The sequence below is a fragment of the Roseococcus sp. SYP-B2431 genome, assembly GCF_004336745.1.
GTDB lineage: Bacteria > Pseudomonadota > Alphaproteobacteria > Acetobacterales > Acetobacteraceae > Roseococcus.
Map to the genome: position 1 here is coordinate 60,952 of NZ_SJXD01000022.1, position 22,074 is coordinate 83,025.

Sequence of the window (22,074 nt, forward strand, 5' to 3'; positions counted from 1 at the left end):
CGAGGGCGGGTTCAGGACAGCCTCTCCAGCCGCGGATCGGGGACGCGCGCGGCGGCCAGCACTGCCACCGCGGCCGCCCCGCCCCCCAGCAGAACCCGGGCGCAGGCATCCGCCGTCGCGCCGCTGGTCAGCACATCGTCGATGAGGAGCACGCGTCGGCCCGCCAGCTTGGGGCCGGCGCCCCGGGCGAGCGCGAAGGCGCCGAGCAGGGCCGCCTCGCGTTGCCTCGCCCCCAATTCCCCCAAGGGCTTCGTCGGGCGCACCCGGCGCAGCAGCATGGGATCGAAGCGCTTGCCGGACATGCGGGACAGTTCCGAAGCCAGCAGGGCGGCCTGGTTGTGCCGGCGCCGGAAGAGCCTCCAGCGGTGCAGCGGCACCGGGACCAGCAGGTCGGCGGCCCGGAGCAGCCCCGCCCCGGCGCGCGCCATGTGGCGGGCCAGCGGCCTGGCCAGCTCGGTGCGGTCCCGATGCTTGAAGGGCAGGATCAGCGCCTTGGCGCCATCGTCGTAGCGGAGCGCGGCCCGGGCGGCGGAAAAGGCCGGCGGGGCGGCCACACAGGCCTCGCACCAGAATCCCTCCGGCTGGCGCAAGCCCGTGCCGTCATGCGGAAAGGGCACGCCGCAGACCTCGCAGAGCGGCGGGGTCACGAAGGAAAGGCGGGAGAAGCAGGCGGGGCACAACCCGCCCTGCTCGCCGACCGGGGTGTCGCAGGTCAGGCAGATCGGCGGCAGCAGGGCGTCGAGAATCCCGACGCCCAGCCGCCTCAGGGCTGGAGCGACGGCTACCAGGCGCCGAAGCGCGAATCGCCGTCGCGCTCGACCTCGTGGACGAGGTCGATCTCCCAGGACAGGTATGCGTGCATCGCCGCCTCGACGCCGGAATTCCGGTCGTAGGGGCGGAGGTACCAGTCCACGCAGGCTTCGTCCGGCGGCGTCTGGCGGTCTGCGGCGACGGGCAGGCCGGCAGCCTTCCAGGCGGCGACGCCGCCCTCCAGCACGCGCGCGCCGGGAACCTCGGCGGCGGCGAGATGGGCCACCATCGGGTCCGGCGCGGTGACGACCACGGGGCCATCGGTCTTCGGGATGCGCCCGCGCACCGCCCAGACCGAGCCCGGGATGTGCCCCGCCCGGAAGTCGATGGAGCGCGTGAGGTCCACCACCGTCACGCCCGTCTCGGCGGCGAGGGCCTGCGAGGTGATGGCCGGGGCGAGCTTCACCTCCGGCGCCTCGGGCTTCCAGGGGCCGGTCGCCAAGGCGCCCTTCAGGGTGTCCTGGACGACATAGACCTCCCAGCCACCCATCTGGCGCAGCCAGGCGGCCGACATGCGGGCGCGGACCGTGTCGTCGTCGGCCAGGATCACGCGCGCGCCGCGCACGGCGATCCACTGGTCCGTCGCCTGCACGAGCTGCCCGCCCGGCGCGTGCCGGAAGCCGGGAATATGGCCGGCCGCGTATTCCTCGGCCGCGCGGACGTCGAGCGCATAGGTCGTGCGGCTGTCGTCGGCGAGCATGGCCTCCGCGGCGGCGCGGCTGATCAGCTTCACGCCGTTCTCCGCGGCAAAGGCGGTGGCGCGTTGCAGGGCCAGCCCGGCGCTCTTCGGCGTGCCGGGGGCGTAGCTGCGGGTCTGGCCGCGCTCGACGGTGAAGCCGGCCAGCTCCCAACCCATGGTGCCGTTGCGCAGGGCCACGATGCGGTTGGGCACGCCCGCCCGGCGCAGGCTCTCGGCGCCCATGATGCTGCGCGTGCGGCCGGCGCAGTTCACGACGATCGTCGTCTCCGCGTCGGGAACGAGATCGCCGATGCGATAGGCCAGCTCCCCGCCCGGCACGTTCACCGCGCCAGGGATGGTCATCTTCACGTATTCGTCCATCGGGCGGCTGTCGAGGATGACCATCGGCCTGCCGGAATCGACCATCGCCTGGAGTTCCGGCGGATCGACGCTCTCGGTGCCGTAATGGTGCTCGACCCATTCGCCGAAGGCCTTGGAGGGCACATGCACGCCGGTGAAGACGACATGGCCCGCCGCCTTCCAGGCCGGCGTGCCGCCCTTCAGCACATGGACATCCGCATAGCCGATCGAGGTCAGGTATTCGGCCAGCTTCGCCGCATGCCCCTCGCCGCCATCCACGCAGACCACGCGCGTCGCCCTGCGCGGCAGCAGCGCGCGGGCACGCAGCTCTTTCTTCGAGAGCGGGCAGGGCACGGCCCAGAAGAGGTGGCCGTGGCCGAACTCGCCCTCCTCGCGCGCATCGAGGATCGCGAGCTCGCCGCCGCGGGAGATCCAGGCCTTGAGGTCGGCCGACGTGACGAAGCGCATCAGGCCTTCGCGCCGCCAGAGGGCGTCGCAGAGGTCGCCTTCATGAAGTTCTTGTTGTAGTAGGAGACCACGCCCGTCTGGTCGTCGAAGGCGCGGCGGCCGTCGAGCTTCTCCAGCGCCAGCCCGTACATGTGCAGATGCCGCGTCGGCTTCGTGCCCATGGTGTGGATGGAGTGGATGTCGTCGGGCATCAGGCAGATTCCGCGGCCCGGCTCCACCATGACCTCCTCCTTCACGCGCATCTCGCAGCGCTCCGGATCCTTCCCGTCGTCGAGGCGCTCGTAGACCTTGTTCAGCTCCTGCCCGTCCACGGCGACGACCACGGCCCAGGTGGTGTGGTCGTGCGGCTTGGTCGCGTTGCCGGGGTTCAGCGCGTTCATGTAGAGGGCGAAGCGGTTGTTCTCGTCCTCCTGGAGCAGGTAGCGGTTGCTGCCCTTCTCGCCGTTGGGCGGCGACGGGAACTCGCTGCTGGGGAACAGGTGCTCCTGCGCGGCCAGGGCCAGCAGCTCGCCGCGGATGCGCTCCAGCGCCGGCCGGGTGACGCCCATGCTCGACTCGATCTCGCGAATGCGGCCGATGGTCGCGGCCACGGCGGCGGCGCGGGCCGCCTTCACATCCATCGTGTTCATCTGAGGCTCCTCCTGAATTCAAAGGAAGATAGTCCCGCTTGCGCCGCCGCGCCACCGGTCGCAGATGGAGCGGGTGGAAACCCCTCCCGCCATTTTCGACCGCGCCCTGGTCGCCCTCCGCAGGGAGAGGGCGGCCGCGACCGTGGCCAAGGTCGCCCCCGTGCTGGACGCCGCAGCGATGGCCCTGCTCGACCGGCTGGACGACACCACCCGCCGCTTCTCCCGCGCGCTGGACCTCGGCGGGCGCGGCCCCGTCGCCCCGGCCTTGCGGGCGCGCGGCATCCCCTTCGTGGTCTCGATGGACCTCGCCCCCGCCATGGCGCGCCGCGCCCAGGGGCTGGACACCGGCGGCCTGGCGGTCGCCGCCGACGAGGAATGGCTGCCCTTCGCGCCTGGCAGCTTCGACCTGATCGTGGCGAGCCTCAGCCTGCATTGGGTGAACGACCTGCCCGGCGCGCTCATCCAGATCCGCCAGGCCCTGTCGCCCGACGGGCTGTTCCTCGCCTCGCTGCCCGGGCTCGGCACGCTGCAAGGCCTGCGCGAGGCGCTGAACGCCGCCGAGGCGGAGACCCGCGGCGGCGTCTCGCCCCGCATCTCCCCCTTCCCCGAGCTGCGCGACCTCGCCGGCCTGCTCCAGCGTGCCGGCTTCGCGATCCCCGTGGCGGACCAGGAGCGGCTGCCGATGATCTACCGCAGCCCCATGGGCCTCGTCGCGGATCTGCGCGCGGCGGGGGAGAGCAATGCGGTGCGCGCAAGGGATTCGCGCGTTCCGCCGCGCGCCTTCTTCCCTCTCGCCTTTTCCCGGCTGAACCTGGACATGGAGCTCCGCCTCCTGGTGATGACGGGCTGGTCGCCTCACGAGAGCCAGCAGAAGCCTGCCCGCCCCGGCAGCGCGAATGCCCGGCTGGCGGAAGCCCTGGGCAGCGTCGAGATCAAGGCGGGCGAGAAACCGGGTTGAACCGGGCGCCCCCGAAGCGCATCTTCGCAGTGCAACCAGAAGTAAGCAGGCCGGACCGATCGAGATGGACAACCAGGGCGCCGAATCGCGCCGCATCACCCGCCACATGCCCGAGGATTTCGAGGGCGCCCGCCGCGCCGGTGCCCTGGCGGCCGCCTGCCTCGACATGATCACCGAGCATGTCCGCCCCGGCGTGACCACCGGCCATCTCGACCAGCTCTGCCACGACTTCATGGTCGAGCGCGGCGCGGCGCCGGCCACGCTGGGCTATCGCGGCTATACCAGGTCCTCCTGCATCTCGATCAACCACGTCGTCTGCCACGGCATCCCGGGCGAGCGCGTGCTGCTCGACGGCGACATCCTGAACATCGACGTGACGGCGCTGCTCCACGGCTGGCACGGCGATTCCAGCCGCATGTACGCGGCCGGCCAGATCAGCACCAAGGCGCGGCTGCTGATGGACGTGACCTACGAGGCGATGATGCGCGGCATCGCCGTCGCGAAGCCGGGGAACACCTTCGGCGACATCGGCCATGCCATCCAGACCTACGCCGAGAAGCACCGCTTCACCATCGTGCGCGACTTCTGCGGCCACGGCATCGGCCGCAAGTTCCACGAGCCGCCGAACGTGCTGCATTTCGGCCGACCGGGCGAGGGCGCGAAGCTGGCGCCGGGCATGTTCTTCACCATCGAGCCGATGGTGAATGCCGGCCGCCCCGAGGTGAAGATCCTCGACGACGGCTGGACCGCCGTGACGCGCGACCGCAGCCTCTCGGCGCAGTTCGAGCACATGGTCGGCATCACCGAGACGGGCTGCGAGATCTTCACGCTCTCGCCGGGCGGGCTGAACAAGCCGCCGTATATCTAGCCCTCAGACGCCGGGCAGCGCCGGCCGCTGTGCGGCCGGATGGACGGGAACTCGCTTAGCCCGTTGAAGCATGCCCTGGCGGGTGCGATCCTCCCCCGCCGCCAGGGAAAACCGCCGCATGTCCGCCAAGCGAGGCCTCGACGAGGCCGGGGGCCTCTTCCCGATCGAGGCGCCGAACGCCACGCCGAACTCTCCCCTGGGCGCCGAGGGCCATCGCGCGCGGATGAGAAAGAAGCTCATCGAGGCCGGCCCCTCGGCGCTGCTCGATCACGAGCTGATCGAGATGGTGCTGTTCCTCGCCCTGCCGCGGCGCGACACCAAGCCCCTCGCGAAGCTGCTGCTCGCCCGCTTCGGCAGCTTCGCGGCCGCCCTCACCGCGTCCACGGCGGAACTCCGCGCCATCGAGGGCCTCGGCGAGGCGGGCATCGCGGCGCTGCGCACGGTGCAGGCGGCGGCGCTGCGGCTGGGCGAGGCGGCGGTGAGGAGCCAACCTCTGCTGAGCGACAGCGGCAGCCTCGCCGCCTACCTGACCGCCGCCATGGCGCGAGAGCGGACCGAGCATTTCCGCGTCCTCTTCCTCGACGTGAAGAACCGGCTGATCGCCGACGAGGTGATGGGCCGCGGCACGGTGGATCACACGCCCGCCTATCCGCGCGAGGTGGTGCGGCGTGCGCTCGAGCTGCACGCCTCTTCGCTGATCCTGGCGCACAACCACCCCTCCGGCGACCCGACGCCCAGCCCGGCCGACATCGCGATGACGCGCGACATCAAGGCGGCGGCCGCGGCGCTGGGGATCGCGCTGCATGACCACCTGGTCGTCGGGCGTGGGGCGCCCTTCTCGATGCGGGGCCAGGGGCTGTTGTGACCGCCGTCCCCAAGGCACGGCCCTGGATCACGCCACCTTGAGCGCGAGGCCGCCTGCAGATGGGTTCCGTGGTGAACGCCGGAAGTCAGGGCTGACTCGGAAGGCGCCGAGGCCGTAGGATCGACCCTTCGGGAAAGATCGCCCTTCCTTGACCCTGACCGCCACGCCCCTGCTTCGCACCGACCTGGTCCGGGTCACGGACGTGCTCTGCGCGGCGGGGCCCGATTCGCCCTCGGTCGTCGAGCATCACACGCATCATTCGCTCGCCTTCGTCCGCGCCGGCAGCTTCGCCTGCCGCTGCGGGCGGGAGGATTTCGACATGGTCCGCGGCTCGGTGCTGGTCGGCTCGCCCGGCCGCGAATTCACCTGCAGCCACATCCACCGCCCGCATGGCGACCGCTGCCTCTCCGTGCAGATCGCGCCGACCGCCGTTGACATGCTGGGCGGGGCGGAATGGGGCATCGGCACGCTGGCGCCCACGGCGGAGATGCCCGTGCTCGCCCGCCTCATCGAGGCGCGCGCCCGGCAGCGCCACCGCCTCGGGCTGGAGGAGGCCGCCCTCCTCGCCGTCGCGCGTTTCGGGCAGCTGGGCCGCCGCGCCCGCTCCGCCCGCCGCGCGCCCAACCCGCGCGAGCGGCGCCTCGCCGTCTCGGCCGCGCTCTGGCTGGAGGCGCAGGCCGGCGAGGAGACCAGCCTCGGCGAGGCCGCGGCCCAGGCCGGGCTCAGCCCTTTCCATTTCCTGCGGGTCTTTTCCCGCACCCTCGGCGTCACGCCGCACCAGTACCTGCTGCGCGTCCGGCTGGACCGGGCCGCGAGGCTGCTGGGCGAGACGGAGCTGCCGGTGACGGAGGTGGCCTTCGAGGCCGGCTATGCCGACCTCTCGAACTTCGTGCGCGCCTTCGGCCGCGCGGCGGGCATGTCGCCCCGCGCCTTCCGGCGCAGCGCCGACCGCAAGAATTTCCAAGTCTCCCCGGCCAGGGCGATCTAACCCCTCCTCCGCAACAGGAGGCACAGGCCATGTACGATCATGTGGGACTCAAGGTTCGCGACACGGGCGCCGCCGTGCGGTTCTACGGCGCCGTCATGGGCGCGCTCGGGCACAGGCCGATCGCAGAGGATGGCACGGGCTACGGCTCGGGCGACGCGGCGCTCTGGCTGAGCGAGGACAGTACCGCGCCCGGCGGCGCCCATGTCGCCTTCCGGGCGGCGGATCATGAGGCCGTCCGCCGCTTCCACGCGGCCGGGCTTGCCGCCGGCGGCAAGGACAACGGCGCCCCCGGCCCGCGGCCGAATTATGGGCCGACCTATTACGCCGCCTTCCTGATCGATCCGGACGGCAACAATGTCGAGGCGGTCTGCCTCAAGGCCGCCTGATCCAAGGGCGCGACCGGCGCCCCGGCCATCAGGCCGCGGCGATCGCCGGCCGCGCGCCCAGGATATGGGCGATGGCATAGGTCAGGTCCGGCCGGTTCAGCGTGTAGAAGTGGAATTCGTCCACGCCATTGGCCTGCAGGATGCGGACCTGCTCGGCGGCCAAGGTCGCGGCCACCAGCCGCCGGGTGTCCACGTCCTCGTCCAGGCCCTCGAAGAGCCTCGCCAGCCAGTCCGGCACCGAGGCGCCGCACATGGCGGAGAAGCGCTTCACGCTGGCGAAGTTGGTCACCGGCATGATGCCCGGCACGATCGGCGCCGTGATTCCCGCCGCGTGGCAGCGGTCCAGGAAGCGGAGGTAGACGTCGGTATCGAAGAAGTATTGCGTGACCGCGCGGGTCGCGCCGGCATCGATCTTCCGCTTCAGGAAATCGAGGTCGGAATCGGCGGAGAGCGCGGCCGGGTGGATCTCCGGATAGGCGCCCACGCTGATGTCGAAATCGCCGATCCGCCGCAGGCCGCGGACCAGGTCCTCCGCCTGGGCGTAGCCGCCCGGATGGGGCTCGTAGGTCGAGGCGCCGGCCGGCGGGTCGCCGCGCAGGGCCACGATGTGCCGCACGCCAGCCGCCCAATAGGCGCGGGCGACCTCGTCCACCTCCTCTCGCGTGGCGCCCACGCAGGTCAGGTGCGCGGCGGGCGTCAGCGAGGTCTCCCTCACCAGCCGCGACACCGTGTCGTGCGTGCGGGACCGGGTGGAGCCGCCCGCCCCGTAGGTGACGGAGACGAAGCGCGGCGCCAGCGGCTCGAGCCGGCGGATACAGGTCCAGAGATCGGCCTCGAGCTTCTCGTTCTTCGGCGGGAAGAACTCGAAGGAGAGCTTCGGCGCCGGCAGGCTCGATGGCGAGGGAAGTGTCCCGACCCGAGGGCCGGTCAGCCAGCGTTCCAGGGTATTGGGGGGCGAGGCATCCATGCCGAAGGTTTGGCGCCCCCCCTTCCGTTATGCAAGGGCCTCGCCATCTCTGCGCGAGGACCGGGCCCCGGCGCATCTCGGGATTCGCTCAGGAACTTGCTGCGGCAGGGGAAAATGTGCATGAAGCTGGAACGGCATCACTTCGTCCGGGTCAGGATGCTCCGTCTGAAAGGTCTGGTTCCGCCCATGCGCCTAGCTTCCCTCCTGGCTTCTGCGATCGTGCTCGTCGGGCTGGCGGGCTGCGCGGCGCGTCCGCCGGCCAGCGACCCCGAGGCGCTGGAGGAGTTCCGGGCCAACAACGACCCCATCGAGCCCTTCAACCGGGCGATGTATTCGGTGAACGATGTCCTCGACACGGTGGCGCTGAGGCCGGCCGCGCAGGCCTATCGCTTCGTGCTCCCGCAGCCGGTCCGCACAGGCGTGCGCAACGCGCTCGGCAATCTGCGGGCGCCGAACATCCTCATGAACGACGTGCTCCAGGGCGAGGTGGATCGCGGCGCCCGCACGGCGGCGCGCTTCCTCATCAACTCCACTCTCGGCATCGGCGGGCTGATCGACGTCGCGGAGTGGCAGTTCGGCATTCCCGGCCACAGCGAGGATTTCGGCCAGACCCTCGCGGTCTGGGGCGTCGGCGAAGGCCCCTACCTCTTCCTCCCCGTCCTGGGCCCCTCCAACCCGCGCGACCTGTTCGGCTTCGGCGTGGATGTGGTGGCGAGCCCCTGGTTCTGGTTCGGCCAGGGCAGCGTGGTCGAAGCGCTGCGCTGGGCCCATACGGGAATCGCCCTCATCGACGCGCGCGAGGGCGTGCTGGATGCCCTCGACGAGTTGAACCGCGGCTCGCTCGATCCCTACTCGACGCTGCGCAGCGCCTATCGCCAGCGGCGCAACGCCGAAATCCAGGGCACCGGCTTCGTGGCGCCGGACGCCGCGCGCGGCACCGGCTTCGGCGTCGGCACCGGCGTCCCCGTCCCGCCGCGCAACCCTTCCGCCCCCTGAGGCCTGACCCCTGAGGCCTGACCCCCGAGGCTTGAAATGACCGAGACAGTTTCCCGGCCCGATGCGCGCCCGACGCGCCGGGCGCTGCTGGCCCTCCTGGCCGGCCTTCCCTTCCTCCGGCCCCTCGCGGCGTCGGCGCAGATGGATCCGGGCCGTGCCACGGCCTTCATCCAGCAGACCGGCGAAGCCCTGGTCGGCGCGCTCAACAACACCGGGCTGTCGGCGGCCCAGCGACGCGAGCGCGTGGCGGGCATCCTTCGCCAAGCGGTGGACATGGAGGGCACCGGCCGCTTCATCCTCGGTCGCTGGTGGCGCACGGCCTCCCCGGCCGAGCAGCAGGAATATCAGCGCCTCTTCGAGCAGACGCTGATCCTGAACCTGGCCGCCCGCTTCGGCGAGTATCAGGGCGTGCGCTTCGCGCTCGGCCGCAGCCAGCAGCGCACCGAGGACGACGCCCTGGTGACCACCGTCGTGGAGCGGCCGAGCAGCGCTCCCGTGAACCTCGACTGGCGCGTGGCGGATGTCGGCGGCCAGCCGCGCATCGTGGATCTGGTGGCCGAGGGGACCTCGCTCCGGCTCACCCAGCGCAGCGAGTACAGCGCCGTGATCCAGCGCGGCGGAAACCAGGTGTCGGCGCTGCTGGCGGCCATGCGGAACCAGCTACAGCAGCTGCAGCAGCGGGGATAGTTCCTCCCGCATTCAGACCCGCGACGATCGCCCCGGTTGGCGGGTCGGTCTCGTCATAGGCCTGCGGAAATCGGCATGCGCCGCTTCGTCGGCTACCGCCCGAGCCAGGCCTTCAGCCGCTCGGGCGCCTCGGTCATGGCCGCCTCCGCCCCACAATAGCTGAACCGCAGGAACCGCCCGCCCCGTGTGCGGTCGAAGTCCACGCCCGGCGTGGCCGCGATGCCCGCGCCGTCCAGCATCCGCGCCGTGAATTGCACGCTGTCGTTGGTCAGGTGCGAGACGTCGCACCAGAGGTAGAAGGCGCCGTCCGCCGCCGCGATCCGGTCGAGGCCGGCCTTCGGCAGCCCCTCCAGCAGGCGGGCGCGGCTGCGGGCATAGGCGGCCTTCTTCGCCTCCAGCTCCGCCACGCAGTCCATCGCGGCTTCGGCCGCCACCTGGGCCACGTGGGGCGCGCTGATGAACATGTTCTGCGCGAGGCGCTCGACCGGCCGCACAAGGTCCTCCGGCAGCAGCAGCCAGCCGATCCGCCAGCCCGTCATGCACCAGTACTTGCTGAAGCTGTTGACCACGATTGCGCTGTCGCTGACGGCGGCGGCCGTGCTCTCGGCGACCGTGCCCCAGGAGAGCCCGTGGTAGATCTCGTCCGAGACCAGCCGCACGCCCCTGGCATGGCACCAGCGCGCGGTAGCGGCGAGCTCCTCCGGCGTCAGCATGGTGCCCGCGGGGTTGCAGGGGCTCGCGACGACGAGGCCGTCCGGCCGCGGATCTAGCGCCTCCAGCATGGCGATGCTGGGCTGGAAGCGCGTCTCCGGCCCGCATTCCAGCAGCACCGGCTCCATGCCGAGGGCGGTGAGAATATTGGCGTAGGGCGGGTAGAAGGGCGCCGCCATGGCCACCCGGTCGCCGCGATCGAAGGCCGCGAGGAAGGCCAGCGGGAAGGCGCCGGAGGCGCCCACCGTCACGGCAATCCGCGCGGGCGGGACGGTGACGCCGTAATGCTCCCGATAGTGCCGGGCGATGCGCTCGCGCAGCGGGAGCAGGCCGAATGCCTCGGTGTAGCCGAGCGGATGGCCGGATTGCAGCGCCTCGACAGCCGCCGCGACGGCACCGGCCGGCGCCCCTGAGCCCGGCTGGCCCACCTCCATGCGGAGGATGCCCGGAGCGGAGGGCGGCAGGGCCGCGGCCCGCGCATTGGCGGCCGCGATCACATCCATGACGATGAAGGGCGGGGCCTCGGCCCCCCTCCCCGTCTTGAGGGTCACCGGTCCGTGGCGCCGAGCGCCACGCCCGCGCCGCGCGGATCGGTCAGCGTGGTGCAGAGCGCCTGATACCCCGGCAGGTATCGCGGGCACATGCCGAGCTGCGTGCGGCCCGGCTCCGGCGATTGCTGGATGGCGGTCTCGGCGCCGGCGTCGCGCAGCATCTGCGCGGCGAGCGGGCCGGCGACCGCCATCGGCGCGGCCTGCTGGCCCGAGCCGGCGACGGCCATGCGGAAGGCGCGCAGGTTGGGGCTCCAGCCGATCGCGGCCGAGAGCAGCGGGGGCTGGATGCGGCCGAGATTGGGCGCCGCCGCGCCGAGGAAGCCCATCCCCGGCATGATCCGGCCGGTGCCGAACAGGTTGTTCATCGTGAAGGCGCAGGTCACGGCATTGCCGTTGCGGTCGTAGACGACGAGGCCGGCGCTGGCCGGCAGGTCGCCGAGGCCGCCCGAGGACAGGTCGTTCGCGGCGAGAAGGGCCATGGGGTCGCCGCCGCGGGCCCGGCTCGCCGAGGCCACGGCCATGGCCCGCGCTTGGGCGGCATCCGGCGCCTGGCCGGCCTGGAGGGCCTGGAAAGCCGCGGCGGCGGCCAGGCCGCCATCGGCCGGCGGCGGGAGAAAGGCGATGCGGTCGCCGCCGCGGCCGTTGACGATGATCGGGCGCATCAGCTGCGGCAGCGCCGCGCGTAGCTCGGCCATGGTGATGGTGCCGGCGCCGACCTGCGCCGAGGCCTCCTCGAGACGGCGGGCCAGCCCGCCCTGGTGCAGGTCGCCCACGCCGGCGGTGCGCAGCGCCGCGAGCGTCCCGCCCAGCGGCGGGTTCTGGAAGCTCTCCCCGACCGCGACCGGGCGGCCCGCGCGGCTGAAGACGGCCCGGACCTCGGGATCGGCGAAGAGCGGCGCCGGCACGGCGGCCACGTCGTTATGGAGCGCGCGCGACATGGGAACGCCGAATCGCGCGGCCTGCTCGGCCGGGCCGATCAGCTCCTCGAAAGGCCGGGCATTGGGCAGGCGCGTGTAGAGGGCGAACATGCCGCGGGCGAAAAGAGGCACGGCGGCTGGACGGTCGGCGTTGTGCGGGGTGCTCGCGCGCGCGCCGGGCGGGAAGACGAGCGCCTCCGTTTCGTTCCGGGTGCGATTGTAGACGAGGCAGGCCCCGCCGCCCCCCAGGCCCACGCGGGAGGGCAGGGTGACGGCCATGACGAAGCCGGCCGCCACGGCCGCATCCGTGGCGTTGCCGCCGGCGGACAGGACGCTGCGGGCGGCGGCGGCGGCCACCGGCTCCTCGGCCGCGACGCCGCCGAGGAAGCCGGAGACGAAGCCCGGCGTGCCCGCCTGGATGCTGCTGCCGAGCATGCCCGAGGCGAGGTTCCCCGCCGTCTCGCAGGCGGTGAGCGACAATCCGGCGACGACCAGGGCGAGGGCCCGCCCAATGGTCGGCCCATTGGTCGGGCGGCGAGGCTTGGCGGTCCTGGCGGTCGTGTTCATGCGGGTGGCGCTCGATTCCCTCGATGGCGGCATTCCGGCCGGTCGAGGGGGATTAGACGCCTTCGCCCCCCCGGGCAACCGAGGCCTGCCCAGGCGCCGGGAATTGCCTCGGGCGATGGGAGGGAGGATGTTGGGGCTCTGCGCAGGAGGCGGATCATGCAACGACGTGGATGGATGGCGCTCGGCGCCGCCCTGCTGCCGGGGGCCGCCACGGCCCAGGCGCTGAGCCAGGATCAGCGGGCCGAGGTGCTGCGGCTGCTGCGCCAGGCGTTGCGCGAGGACCCCAGCATCCTGCGCGATGCCCTGGCCGGCCTGGAGCAGTCGGAGCAGGCCGAGCGGAGCTCCGCGCAGGCGGCGGCCATCGGCGCCCGCGCCGAGCTGCTGTTCCGCGACCCGTCCGACCCGGTGAAGGGCAATCCGCAGGGGCGCGTCACCTTCGTTGAGTTCTTCGACGCCCGCTGCGGCTATTGCAAGCAGCTGCATCCGGCCATGGACCAGCTGCTCCAGCGCGAGCGCGACGTGCGCGTGGTGCTGAAGGACCTGCCGATCCTGGGGCCGAATTCGCTGCTGGCGTCGCGCGCGCTGCTGGCCGCGCAGCGGCAGAGCCTCTACGTCCCGCTCTATGACGCGCTGATGCGGCTGCGCGAGGAGCCCACGGAAGCCGTGCTGCGCCGCGAGGCGGAGCGCGCGCGAATCGACTGGACGCGGCTGCGGCGGGACATGGACGACCCCTCGATCCAGGCGCGGATCGCACGGAACCTGGAATTGGCGCGCGCGCTGGACATCCAGGGCACGCCGGCGCTGATCATCGGGACGACGATCGTGCCGGGCGCGGTGGATCTGGCAGAGCTGCAGCGGCTGACGGCCGCGGCCCGGGGGTAGCGCCATCGGCCGGAATGGGCTTTCGAACGGAGAATCGGGCCGCAAAGCGACCGGCGACGCCCGACCGACCTCCCGGCCCGGCGCGCCGTTCGCGCGGCGATGCCAAGCCGCCGGAGGCGGCGCCCGGCGTCCGACAGTATAAAATACCGGAGATCAGGCCCTTCCGGCCTGATCTACCTGGGCCCTCGCCGCCGATTCATCGCTAGCTCTTCCTCGGTCAGCTGGAAGCCCACCATGATCCGGTAGTCCTGCGCCCGGCGCTGCTGCCCGACCGGGAAGCTGATCTCCACCGGCTGCGAGCTCACCGCCGCGCGCGTCGTATTCGCGCCGAACTGCGCCGGCAGCACAAAGGTCTGGCGGTTGATCACGTTGTTGTCGGCGTCCAGGAGCGCCAGGAACCAGGGGATCTGCACCTGGCGCGTCGGTGCCGCGGGGCCGCGATCCATCTGGAATCGCATGGAAATGATCGCATCCACGCTCTGGTCGCGGCGGCCGCGGCGGCAATTGGCGTCCACCGCCGTTACCCGGGCGTCGATCACCACCGTCGACAGGTCGGGCGGGGCGCCCGGGCGGTAGCGCGTGAGGTCGGCGAGGTCCGCCGGGAGGGTCAGGGTGGGACAGGAGACCAACAGGTCGTCGATCCGGGTCGGCTGACAGCCGGCCACCCCCATTGCCGCCAGGAACAGCGGCGCCACATAGGCCAGACGCATGCTCACCCCTCCATTCGCGCTCCGTCTGGCACCGATCGGCCCGAAGGGATAGTCTGGGGGCCAGCACCTCGCCTTGGGATTCCGTACCGCATGGCCGAAAAGCCCCCACTTCATGTGTTTCTCGCCGGACCGCGAGGGTTCTGCGCCGGCGTGGACCGCGCCATCAAGATCGTCGAGGAGGCGCTGAAGCGCTACGGCGCGCCCGTCTATGTGCGGCACGAGATCGTCCACAACCGATTCGTCGTCGAGGCGCTGGAGCGCCAGGGGGCCGTCTTCGTGGAGGAGCTCACCGAGATCCCCAATGACGGCCAGCCCGTGGTCTTTTCCGCCCATGGCGTGCCGAAATCGATCCCGGCCGAGGCCGAGCGGCGCGAGATGTTCTTCCTCGACGCCACCTGCCCGCTGGTCAGCAAGGTGCATCGCGAGGCGGAGCATCACTTCTCGCGCGAGCGGCACCTGATCCTGATCGGCCATGCCCGGCACCCCGAGGTGATCGGCACGATGGGCCAGTTGCCGCCCGGCGCCGTCACCCTGGTCGAGGACGAGGAGCAGGCCCGCACGGTCGAGCCGCCGGCTGGCCGGCCGCTCGCCTTCATCACCCAGACCACGCTTTCCGTCGACGATACGGCGGAGATCGTGAACATCCTGCAGAGCCGCTTCCCCCATATCGCCGCGCCGGCGAAGGAGGACATCTGCTACGCGACCACCAACCGCCAGGCGGCCGTGAAGGAGATCGCTCCCAAGGTCGACATGATGATCGTGGTCGGCGCGCCGAACTCCTCCAACTCGGTGCGGCTGGTCGAGGTCGCCGGGCGGGCCAGCACGGCGAAGGCGGTGATGGTGCAGCGCGGGCGCGACCTGGACCTGGCGACGGTCGAGGGCGTCCGCCGCATCGGCATCACGGCCGGCGCCTCCGCGCCGGAAGTCCTCGTCGAGGAGGTGCTGACCCGGCTGCGCGAGCGCTACACCCTCGAGATCGAGGAAATCGTGGTGGCGGAGGAGAAGATCATCTTCAAGCTGCCCGCCGCCCTGGCCGCGCCCGCGCCGGCCTAGTCCATGGCCGTCTACACCGAGGTCACCGACGAGGCGCTGCGCGCGTTCCTCGCGGATTACGCCATTGGCGACCTGCTGGCCTTCCGCGGCATCGCGGAGGGGGTGGAGAACTCCAACTACGCACTGAAGACGACGGAGGGGGACTACATCCTCACCCTCTACGAGAAGCGCGTGGACCCGAAGGAGCTGCCCTGGTTCCTCAACCTGATGCAGCACCTGGTGGCGCGCGGCCTCTCGGCGCCCATGCCGGTGCCAGGGCGCGACGGCGCCGCGCTGCGCGAGCTCGCCGGGAGGCCGGCGGCCATCTGCACCTTCCTGCCCGGGGTCTGGCCGCGGCGGGTGCGGGTGGAGCATTGCGGGCCGCTCGGCGCGGCGCTGGCCGGACTGCACATCGCGGGCGCGGATTACGCGGCGCTCCGCCCGAACAGCCTCGGCGTCGCGGCCTGGAAGCCGCTGCTCGACGCCTGCCGCGCGGATGGAGAGGGCGTGCAACCAGGGCTCGTGGCGGAGCTGGATTCGGCGCTGGCCGGCATCCTCGCCGCCTGGCCGAAGGACGGCACGCTGCCGGTCGGGCAGATCCATGCGGATCTCTTCCCGGACAACGTCTTCTTCCTGGAGGAGGGCGGCGCGCCGCGCCTCTCCGGCCTTATCGACTTCTACTTCGCCTGCACCGAGCTGCTGGCCTATGACGTCGCGGTCTGCCTCAATGCCTGGTGCTTCGAGGCGGATCGCAGCTTCAACGTCACCAAGGCGCGGGCGCTGCTGCGGGAATACGCGGCGCGGCGGCCGATGAGCGAGGCCGAGCGGGCGGCGCTGCCCGTGCTCTGCCGGGGCGCGGCGATCCGCTTCCTGCTGACGCGGCTCTACGACTGGGTGAACACGCCGAAGGGCGCCATGGTCACCCGAAAGGATCCCTTGGAATACCTGCACAAGCTGCGCTTCTTCACGCTCGCCGCGGGCCCGGAGGCGATCGGTGCCTGACAGCCGCGACTTCGTGGAGATCTTCACCGATGGCGGGTGCAAGCCCAATCCGGGCCCGGGCGGCTGGGCGGCGATCCTGCGCTTCGGCTCGGTCGAGAAGGAGCTGACCGGCGCCGAGCCGGCCACGACCAACAACCGCATGGAATTGACGGCCGCCTGCGAGGCGCTGGAGGCGCTGAAGCGCCCCTGCCGCGTGGCGCTGCACACGGACAGCGAATACGTTCGCAACGGGATGGAGCGCTGGATCAAGGGCTGGGTGCGCAACAGCTGGCGCAACGCGGCCAAGGAGCCGGTGAAGAACCACGAGCTCTGGCAGCGGCTGCTGGCGGCGGCCAAGCCGCACGAGGTGGAGTGGCTCTGGGTGCGCGGCCATTCGGGGCACCCGATGAACGAGCGGGCGGACGTGCTCGCGACGCAGGCGCGGGAATCGTTGCGCGCCTGATCCGTCAGGCGGCCTTCCCCGCGCCGACCATCTCCCGCATCCGGTCCACCGCCGCATGCGGCGCCGTCAGCACCGGCACCTTCACCACCGCGCGCACCGCATCCGCTGCACGCGAGGTGGAGAAGTGCGCCAGCATGATCGCGTCATGCCCGCCCAGCTCCGGGGCACGCGCCGCGACGAGGCGGTTGTGTGACTCGACGTCGCCGCCCTTCAGCAGCGCGATCGCATCCGCCACCAGCACCGTGTCCAGCGTCGCCGGCTTGCCGCTGCGCGCGACGAATTCGTCGAACTCGTCGGTCATGGTGCCGACCGAGGGGCCGAAGGTGGCCAGCATGCCGATGCGGCTGCCCTGGGCGATCGCCGCCTGGAACATCGCCTCGTTCGGCTTCAGCACGGGGATGGGCAGTTCCGCGATCATCCGGTCGATGGCCGGGCCGAAGGCCGAGCAGGTCACGAGGATGCCGTCCGCGCCCATGCGGTGGCCGTAGGTGCCGAAGGCGACGAAGCGCTCGATCATCGCCTCGGTCAGCTCAGGCTCGCGCGCGCGGTCGATCGAGAGGCCGTCGTCCAGCAGGTTGATCGTCTCGGCCTCGGGCCAGCGCTCGGCGAAGGCGGACTGGATCGGCTGCATGGCGACGGGTGTCGCATGGAGAAGCACGATGCGCGGCATGGGACACCTTCATGGCTGGACGCTTGGACTCGTCGCCGCCGTTATGCCGGCAAAGCCGGGGCCCCGGAAGCGGGCCGGCTTGACCGGGGCCGGCGCCTGTGGTCGTCCGGAACCAGGCCATCCCTCGGAGGAAACCAGAACCATGACGACAACGGCATCGGGCGTGACGCTCAAGATCCTGTCCGGCCTGGCGGTGCGCGGCGCCTTCGAGGGCGGCATCATCGCGGATTACGAGGCGCGGACGGGCAACAGGATCGACGTCGCCTGGGTTCCCACGACGCTCATCATGTCGAAGGTCGCGGCCGGCGAGCAGGCGGACGTGCTCGTCCTCATCCGAGACGCGATGGACAAGCTGGTCTCCGAGGGGAAGGTCGATCCGGCGACGCGGATGGAAGTGGCGCATTCGCGCCTCGGCGTCGCCGTGCCGCGGGGCGCGGCCCATCCGCCGGTGGGCACGGTGGACGAGTTCCGGGCGGCGCTGCTGGGGGCGCGTTCCGTCGCCTATTCGCGCGCCGGCGCCAGCGGCATCCATTTCGAATCGGTCATCGACAGGCTGGGCATCGGCGACGAGGTGCGCCGCCGCGCCACGGTGATCCCCTCCGGCTTCACGGCCGAGAAGCTGGTGACCGGCGAGGCGGACCTCGCCGTGCAGCAGGTGAGCGAGTTGCTGGTCGTCGACGGCATCGAGGTGGTCGGCAAATACCCGGAGGAGCTGCAGCAGGTCTCCTCCTTCTCGGCGGCGCTGATGACCGGCTCGACGCAGCGCGCGGCCGCCGAGGCCTTCCTGGCGGGCCTCAACAGCGAGACGGCGCGGGCGGCCTATCTGGCGAGCGGCGTCGACCCCGCCTGATCGCCGATGACCGGCGGCAGATGCGGAGAATTGTTCGGGGAGGTGGGTGGTGGAGCTGAGCGGAATCGAACCGCTGGCCTCGTCATTGCGAACGACGCGCTCTACCAACTGAGCTACAGCCCCGTATCACCACCGGCCGCGTTTGGTGGCGCGGCCGAGGCGGCGGGTTTTGCGGGATGGGCGCAGGGGTGTCAAGCGCCCCTCCCGCGCAATCCGGGGTTGCCCCGCCCGCGGCCATCCGCGACAAGGGCGCCTGACGCCGTCGCAACCCGGAGCGCCGCCCCGCGATGATCCTCGATGCCCTTTTCTTCCTGATCCAGGCCGGGCTGACCCTGTTCTTCTGGGCCATCCTCATCGCGGCGGTCCTGTCGCTGCTGACCGGCTTCGGCATCCTGGACACGCGCAACCGGCTGGTCTGGGCCTTGTCGGATTTCTTCTATCGCGTGACGGAGCCGGTGATGCGGCCCGTGCGCAACAGGCTCCCTAATCTGGGCAGCGTCGATATCTCGCCGCTGGTCGTTCTGCTGCTGGTGCAGGCCTGCATGCTGCTGGTGGCCGCCATCCAGGGTTACCTCATCCGCGGCGGGCTGTACTTCTGATCCTGCGGGAATCACGCAGCTGGCACGCGGAGGGCTGAACCGGTGACGCAGATCTTGGACGGCAAGGCGATCGCCGAAAGGCTGCGCGGAAAGCTGGCCGGGCGGGTCGCCGAGCTCGCCTTCCGGCCGGGCCTCGTGGTGGTCCGCGTGGGCGAGGATCCGGCCAGCGGCGTCTACGTCCGCAACAAGGACCGCGCGGCGACCCAGGCCGGCTTCGCCTCCCGCACCCGCCATCTGCCGGAGGAGACGACCGAGGCCGAGCTCCTGGCCGAGATCGCCGCGCTGAACGCCGACCCCGAGGTGGACGGCATCCTGGTCCAGCTCCCGCTCCCGAAGCACATCCGCTCCGAGATGGCGATCGCCGCCGTCGATCCGGCCAAGGACGTGGACGGCTTCCATCCGGTCAATGCGGGCAGGCTGGCCTCCGGCCTGCCGGGGCTGGTGCCCTGCACGCCGCGCGGCGCCATGCACCTGCTGGCCGAGGCGAAGGCGAAGCTGTCCGGCGCCCGCGCGGTGGTCGTGGGCCGCAGCCAGATCGTGGGCCGGCCGATGGCGCAGCTGCTGCTGGCCGCCGACTGCACGGTGACCATCGCGCATTCCCGCACGGCCGACCTTCCCGGCGAGTGCCGCCGCGCCGACATCCTGATCGCCGCCGTGGGCCGGCCCGAGCTGATCCGCGGCGACTGGATCCGGGAGGGCGCCGTCGTGATCGACGTGGGCATCAACCGCATGCCGGACGGCAAGCTCAAGGGCGACGTGGCCTATGCCGAGGCGCTGCCCCGCGCCGCCGCCATCACGCCCGTGCCAGGCGGCGTCGGGCCGATGACCATCGCCTGCCTGCTGGAGAACACGCTGGAGGCGGCGCTGGCCCGGCGGGGCTGAGGCGGCGGAGCTCAGGCTCGACGGCATCGGCGCCGGGCCGCAGGATGCCTGAAAGCGCCGGAACATTCCGATCAACCTCGTCCTCGCCGTGGCCTATGTCCTGCTCTGGGGCTCGGCCTTCAACGCCGCCCGCGTCATTGCGCTGGAATGGTCGCCGCTCTGGGCGCTGCTGATCCGCTTCGGCGCCGTCGTGCCGCTGCTCTGGCTCGTGGTGCGGCTGCGCGCCGCGCCGCTGCCCCTGGGCACCGATCGCTGGCGCGTAGCCGTCATGGGCGCCTTCGGCATGGGCGGCTACCTGGCCTGCGCATGGGTGGCCTCGGCGCATGTGCCCTCCGGCCTGGTGGCGCTGCTGGCGGCGGCCTCGCCGCTCTTCGTCGCGATGGGCGCCCGCCTGCTCGGCCAGCGCATGGCGCCGATGGCTTGGGCGGGGCTGGGCCTCGGATGGGTGGGCGTCGCCACGCTCGGGCTGCTGCGCTCGGCCGATGGGCTGGAGGCGGCAGAGGCCTGGGGCATCGGCACGGCGCTGCTCGGCGCGCTGCTGCAGGCCGTAGGCGTGCTGGCCTTCGCGCCGGCGCGCGACCGGGTGGATCCCTGGGCCACGAATTTCGTGCAGAGCATCGTCGCCACGCTGGTGCTGGCGGTGCTGGTCGCGCTCTGGGGCGGGCCGATGCCTAGCCGGGCGACGCCCGCCGCGCTCGGGGCGCTGGCCTATGTCTCGCTGCTGGTGGGAATGGTTGGCTACGCGCTGTTCTTCACGGTGATCCGGCGATTCGGCGCGGCCAATGCCGCGGCGCTGCAGCTCATGGCGCCGCCGGTGGCCGCGCTGATCGGCTGGGCGCTGCTGGGCGAGCGGCTGGCCTGGGGCGACCTGCTGGGCGGGGCCATCACCCTGGCCGGGCTGCTGCTCATGTTCCGCGCGCGCTGAGGCTGGGCTAGGGTCAGCCATGCTCCACGGCCGAAAAATCCTGCTCATCGTCTCCGGCAGCGTGGCCGCCTTCAAGGCGCTGATGCTGATCCGCCTGCTGCGCGCCGAGGGCGCCAGGGTGCGCGCCGTGCTGACGGCCGGGGGCGCGCGCTTCGCGACGAAGGAATCGCTGGCCGCCATCACCGGCGAGCCTGTCTCGGACGATCTCTGGGCGGCCGAGAACGAAATCGGCCACATCCGGCTGGCACGATGGGCCGATGCGGTGGTGGTGGCGCCCACCTCGGCGAGCCGGCTGGCGCAGATGGCCCAGGGCCTCGCCGGGGATCTGGCCGGCTGCATCCTGCTCGCCACGCGCGCGCCGGTGCTGGCGGCGCCGGCGATGAACCCGGCCATGTGGGCGCATCCGGCGACGGTCGCGAATGCCGCGCTGCTGCGCTCGCGCGGCATCCGCTTCGTGGGGCCGGGCGAAGGGCCCATGGCGGAGCCAGAGAGCGGGCCGGGCCGCCTGTCCGAGCCGGAGGAGATGCTGGCGGCGATCCGCGCGCTCTTCGCCGAAGGGCCGCTGAAGGGCCGGCATGTGCTGGTCACCGCCGGGCCGACGCAGGAGCCGATCGATCCGGTGCGCTACATCTCCAACCGCAGCAGCGGCAAGCAGGGCCACGCCATCGCGACGGCGCTGGCGGCCCTGGGCGCGCGGGTGACGCTGGTGACAGGGCCGGTCGCCCTTCCCGCCCCGCCCGGCGTCGAGGTGAAGCGAATCGAGACGGCGCGCGAGATGCTGGCCGCCTGCGAGGCCGCGCTGCCGGCGGACGCAGCGATTTTCAACGCCGCCGTCGCCGATTGGCGCGTGGCGCATGAGGCGGGGCAGAAGCTCAAGAAGGAGCCGGGCGCCGGCGCGCCGACGATCGAGATGACGCTGAATCCGGACATCCTGGCGGCCATCTCGAAGCACGCCTCGCGCCCGAGGCTGGTCGTCGGCTTCGCCGCGGAGACCGAGCGCGTGATCGAGCACGCCCGCAGCAAGCTGGCGCGGAAGGGCTGCGACTGGATCGTGGCAAACGACGTCTCGGGCGACGTGTTCGGCGGTGGCGAGAATACGGTGCATCTCGTGAGCGCCACGGGCGTGGAGGATTGGCCAAGGATGGCGAAGGAAGAGGTGGGCGAAAGGCTGGCCGCGCGCGTGGCGGAGTTTTTCGCGTGAAGGTGCTTGTTCAAAGGCTGCCGCATGCCGAGGGCCTGCCGCTCCCGGACTATGCCACCGGGGGCGCGGCGGGGATGGACCTGCTGGCCGCCAAGGCCATGACCGTCCCGCCCGGCGGCCGTGCCCTGGTGCCGACGGGCCTCTGCATCGCCCTGCCGGAGGGGTTCGAGATGCAGGTCCGCCCGCGCTCCGGCCTCGCGCTGAAACACGGCATCACCCTGCCCAACGCCCCTGGCACTGTGGACGAGGATTATCGCGGCGAGGTGGGGGTGATCGTCCTGAACACAGGATCCGAGCCCTTTGTCATCACCCGCGGCGACCGCATCGCCCAGGCCGTCTTCGCGCCCGTGACGCGGGCGGAGTGGGAAGAGGTCGTGGTCCTGCCGGAGACGCAGCGGGGCAGTGGAGGATTCGGGAGCACCGGCAAGTCCGTATTGTAACGGGTTGCTCTCAGGAAGCCGTGGATTGACGC

25 protein-coding genes and 1 tRNA gene are annotated in these 22,074 nt (G+C 71.8%); 17 read left to right on the top strand and 9 right to left on the bottom strand.

The genetic code is table 11. From position 1 onward, the window contains the following. Positions 1-11: 11 nt before the first annotated feature. From EJV46_RS08270 to EJV46_RS08280, 3 genes are read right to left on the bottom strand one after another with little or no spacing between them, the layout of a single operon-like run. Complete coding sequence (locus tag EJV46_RS08270) at positions 12-854, bottom strand: ComF family protein (protein ID WP_370323078.1); 843 nt, start codon at positions 852-854, stop codon at positions 12-14. Beyond that, entirely contained in the window at positions 782-2,317 is a 1,536-nt protein-coding gene (locus tag EJV46_RS08275; protein WP_240782463.1) for a rhodanese-like domain-containing protein, read from the bottom strand. Before EJV46_RS08275 ends, EJV46_RS08270 begins: the two co-directional genes overlap by 73 nt. Beyond that, a complete protein-coding gene (locus EJV46_RS08280) occupies positions 2,317-2,946 on the bottom strand; it encodes a cysteine dioxygenase family protein (protein ID WP_131548151.1) in 630 nt (209 codons plus the stop codon). The genes EJV46_RS08275 and EJV46_RS08280 overlap by 1 nt, the downstream gene beginning before the upstream one ends. A gap of 64 nt (positions 2,947-3,010) precedes the next feature. On the opposite strand from EJV46_RS08280, the gene EJV46_RS08285 reads away from it, so the two are divergent. The 5 genes from EJV46_RS08285 (at position 3,011) to EJV46_RS08305 (ending at position 7,011) form a co-directional block, all read left to right on the top strand. Next, positions 3,011-3,904: a methyltransferase domain-containing protein gene (locus EJV46_RS08285; RefSeq protein ID WP_131548152.1), complete on the top strand. Its 894-nt coding sequence runs from the start codon at positions 3,011-3,013 to the stop codon at positions 3,902-3,904. 64 nt (positions 3,905-3,968) lie between these two features. Then, positions 3,969-4,772, top strand: coding sequence for a type I methionyl aminopeptidase (gene map, locus EJV46_RS08290; RefSeq protein ID WP_131548153.1), 804 nt, complete (start codon positions 3,969-3,971; stop codon positions 4,770-4,772). 118 nt (positions 4,773-4,890) lie between these two features. Then, a complete protein-coding gene (gene radC, locus EJV46_RS08295) occupies positions 4,891-5,637 on the top strand; it encodes a RadC family protein (RefSeq protein WP_131548154.1) in 747 nt (248 codons plus the stop codon). Positions 5,638-5,785: 148 nt separating this feature from the next. Then, complete coding sequence (locus EJV46_RS08300; RefSeq protein ID WP_206020751.1) at positions 5,786-6,625, top strand: AraC family transcriptional regulator; 840 nt, start codon at positions 5,786-5,788, stop codon at positions 6,623-6,625. 29 nt (positions 6,626-6,654) lie between these two features. Beyond that, positions 6,655-7,011 carry a VOC family protein gene (locus EJV46_RS08305; RefSeq protein WP_131548155.1) on the top strand — a complete coding sequence of 119 codons (357 nt, stop codon included), beginning with the start codon at positions 6,655-6,657 and terminating at the stop codon, positions 7,009-7,011. Between the two features lie 28 nt (positions 7,012-7,039). Here the strand turns inward: EJV46_RS08305 and metF are convergent, their stop codons facing one another. Next, complete coding sequence (metF, locus tag EJV46_RS08310) at positions 7,040-7,978, bottom strand: methylenetetrahydrofolate reductase [NAD(P)H] (protein ID WP_131548156.1); 939 nt, start codon at positions 7,976-7,978, stop codon at positions 7,040-7,042. Between the two features lie 186 nt (positions 7,979-8,164). Here metF and EJV46_RS08315 point away from each other — a divergent pair, with 186 nt between their 5' ends. Both EJV46_RS08315 and EJV46_RS08320 read left to right on the top strand, forming a co-directional pair. After that, complete coding sequence (locus EJV46_RS08315; protein ID WP_165585418.1) at positions 8,165-8,974, top strand: VacJ family lipoprotein; 810 nt, start codon at positions 8,165-8,167, stop codon at positions 8,972-8,974. A 36-nt stretch (positions 8,975-9,010) separates the two neighbouring features. Continuing rightward, positions 9,011-9,661, top strand: a complete 651-nt coding sequence (locus EJV46_RS08320; protein WP_131548158.1) for a phospholipid-binding protein MlaC — start codon at positions 9,011-9,013, stop codon at positions 9,659-9,661. Positions 9,662-9,753: 92 nt separating this feature from the next. Here EJV46_RS08320 and EJV46_RS08325 read toward each other — a convergent pair whose 3' ends face one another. Both EJV46_RS08325 and EJV46_RS08330 read right to left on the bottom strand, forming a co-directional pair. After that, the gene (locus tag EJV46_RS08325; protein WP_131548159.1) at positions 9,754-10,923 is read right to left on the bottom strand and encodes a pyridoxal phosphate-dependent aminotransferase; all 1,170 of its coding nucleotides are present in this window, start codon (positions 10,921-10,923) and stop codon (positions 9,754-9,756) included. After that, a complete protein-coding gene (locus EJV46_RS08330) occupies positions 10,920-12,407 on the bottom strand; it encodes a gamma-glutamyltransferase (protein ID WP_165585419.1) in 1,488 nt (495 codons plus the stop codon). The genes EJV46_RS08325 and EJV46_RS08330 overlap by 4 nt, the downstream gene beginning before the upstream one ends. A 156-nt stretch (positions 12,408-12,563) precedes the next feature. Between EJV46_RS08330 and EJV46_RS08335 the strand changes: the two genes are divergently transcribed. Continuing rightward, positions 12,564-13,289, top strand: a complete 726-nt coding sequence (locus tag EJV46_RS08335; protein WP_131548161.1) for a DsbA family protein — start codon at positions 12,564-12,566, stop codon at positions 13,287-13,289. 173 nt (positions 13,290-13,462) lie between these two features. Here EJV46_RS08335 and EJV46_RS08340 read toward each other — a convergent pair whose 3' ends face one another. After that, entirely contained in the window at positions 13,463-14,005 is a 543-nt protein-coding gene (locus tag EJV46_RS08340) for a hypothetical protein (protein ID WP_165585420.1), read from the bottom strand. Between the two features lie 84 nt (positions 14,006-14,089). Between EJV46_RS08340 and ispH the strand changes: the two genes are divergently transcribed. Genes ispH through rnhA form a run of 3 tightly spaced genes read left to right on the top strand, consistent with a single transcriptional unit; the run spans position 14,090 to position 16,475 of the window. Further along, positions 14,090-15,052: a 4-hydroxy-3-methylbut-2-enyl diphosphate reductase gene (ispH, locus tag EJV46_RS08345; RefSeq protein WP_131548163.1), complete on the top strand. Its 963-nt coding sequence runs from the start codon at positions 14,090-14,092 to the stop codon at positions 15,050-15,052. 3 nt (positions 15,053-15,055) lie between these two features. Continuing rightward, positions 15,056-16,033, top strand: coding sequence for a homoserine kinase (locus tag EJV46_RS08350; protein ID WP_131548164.1), 978 nt, complete (start codon positions 15,056-15,058; stop codon positions 16,031-16,033). Next, the gene (rnhA, locus tag EJV46_RS08355; protein WP_131548165.1) at positions 16,026-16,475 is read left to right on the top strand and encodes a ribonuclease HI; all 450 of its coding nucleotides are present in this window, start codon (positions 16,026-16,028) and stop codon (positions 16,473-16,475) included. The genes EJV46_RS08350 and rnhA overlap by 8 nt, the downstream gene beginning before the upstream one ends. Positions 16,476-16,479: 4 nt before the next feature. Here the strand turns inward: rnhA and EJV46_RS08360 are convergent, their stop codons facing one another. Next, on the bottom strand, positions 16,480-17,145 hold the full coding sequence (locus tag EJV46_RS08360; RefSeq protein WP_131548166.1) for an aspartate/glutamate racemase family protein: 666 nt from the start codon (positions 17,143-17,145) through the stop codon (positions 16,480-16,482). 142 nt (positions 17,146-17,287) lie between these two features. Here EJV46_RS08360 and EJV46_RS08365 point away from each other — a divergent pair, with 142 nt between their 5' ends. After that, positions 17,288-17,995 (top strand): substrate-binding domain-containing protein, encoded by a 708-nt coding sequence (locus tag EJV46_RS08365; RefSeq protein WP_131548167.1) that lies wholly within the window; start codon positions 17,288-17,290, stop codon positions 17,993-17,995. Positions 17,996-18,042: 47 nt separating this feature from the next. Here EJV46_RS08365 and EJV46_RS08370 read toward each other — a convergent pair. Beyond that, positions 18,043-18,118: transfer RNA gene (locus tag EJV46_RS08370), tRNA-Ala, on the bottom strand. 164 nt (positions 18,119-18,282) lie between these two features. Here EJV46_RS08370 and EJV46_RS08375 point away from each other — a divergent pair. The 5 genes from EJV46_RS08375 (at position 18,283) to dut (ending at position 22,042) form a co-directional block, all read left to right on the top strand. Further along, positions 18,283-18,594: a YggT family protein gene (locus EJV46_RS08375; protein ID WP_131548168.1), complete on the top strand. Its 312-nt coding sequence runs from the start codon at positions 18,283-18,285 to the stop codon at positions 18,592-18,594. A gap of 42 nt (positions 18,595-18,636) precedes the next feature. Further along, positions 18,637-19,476 (top strand): bifunctional methylenetetrahydrofolate dehydrogenase/methenyltetrahydrofolate cyclohydrolase FolD, encoded by an 840-nt coding sequence (gene folD / locus EJV46_RS08380; RefSeq protein WP_131548169.1) that lies wholly within the window; start codon positions 18,637-18,639, stop codon positions 19,474-19,476. Between the two features lie 88 nt (positions 19,477-19,564). Further along, positions 19,565-20,401: a DMT family transporter gene (locus tag EJV46_RS08385; RefSeq protein WP_131548170.1), complete on the top strand. Its 837-nt coding sequence runs from the start codon at positions 19,565-19,567 to the stop codon at positions 20,399-20,401. Positions 20,402-20,420: 19 nt separating this feature from the next. Then, positions 20,421-21,602: a bifunctional phosphopantothenoylcysteine decarboxylase/phosphopantothenate--cysteine ligase CoaBC gene (gene coaBC / locus EJV46_RS08390; RefSeq protein ID WP_131548171.1), complete on the top strand. Its 1,182-nt coding sequence runs from the start codon at positions 20,421-20,423 to the stop codon at positions 21,600-21,602. Then, positions 21,599-22,042: a dUTP diphosphatase gene (gene dut / locus EJV46_RS08395; RefSeq protein ID WP_131548172.1), complete on the top strand. Its 444-nt coding sequence runs from the start codon at positions 21,599-21,601 to the stop codon at positions 22,040-22,042. The genes coaBC and dut overlap by 4 nt, the downstream gene beginning before the upstream one ends. Positions 22,043-22,074 lie beyond the last annotated feature (32 nt).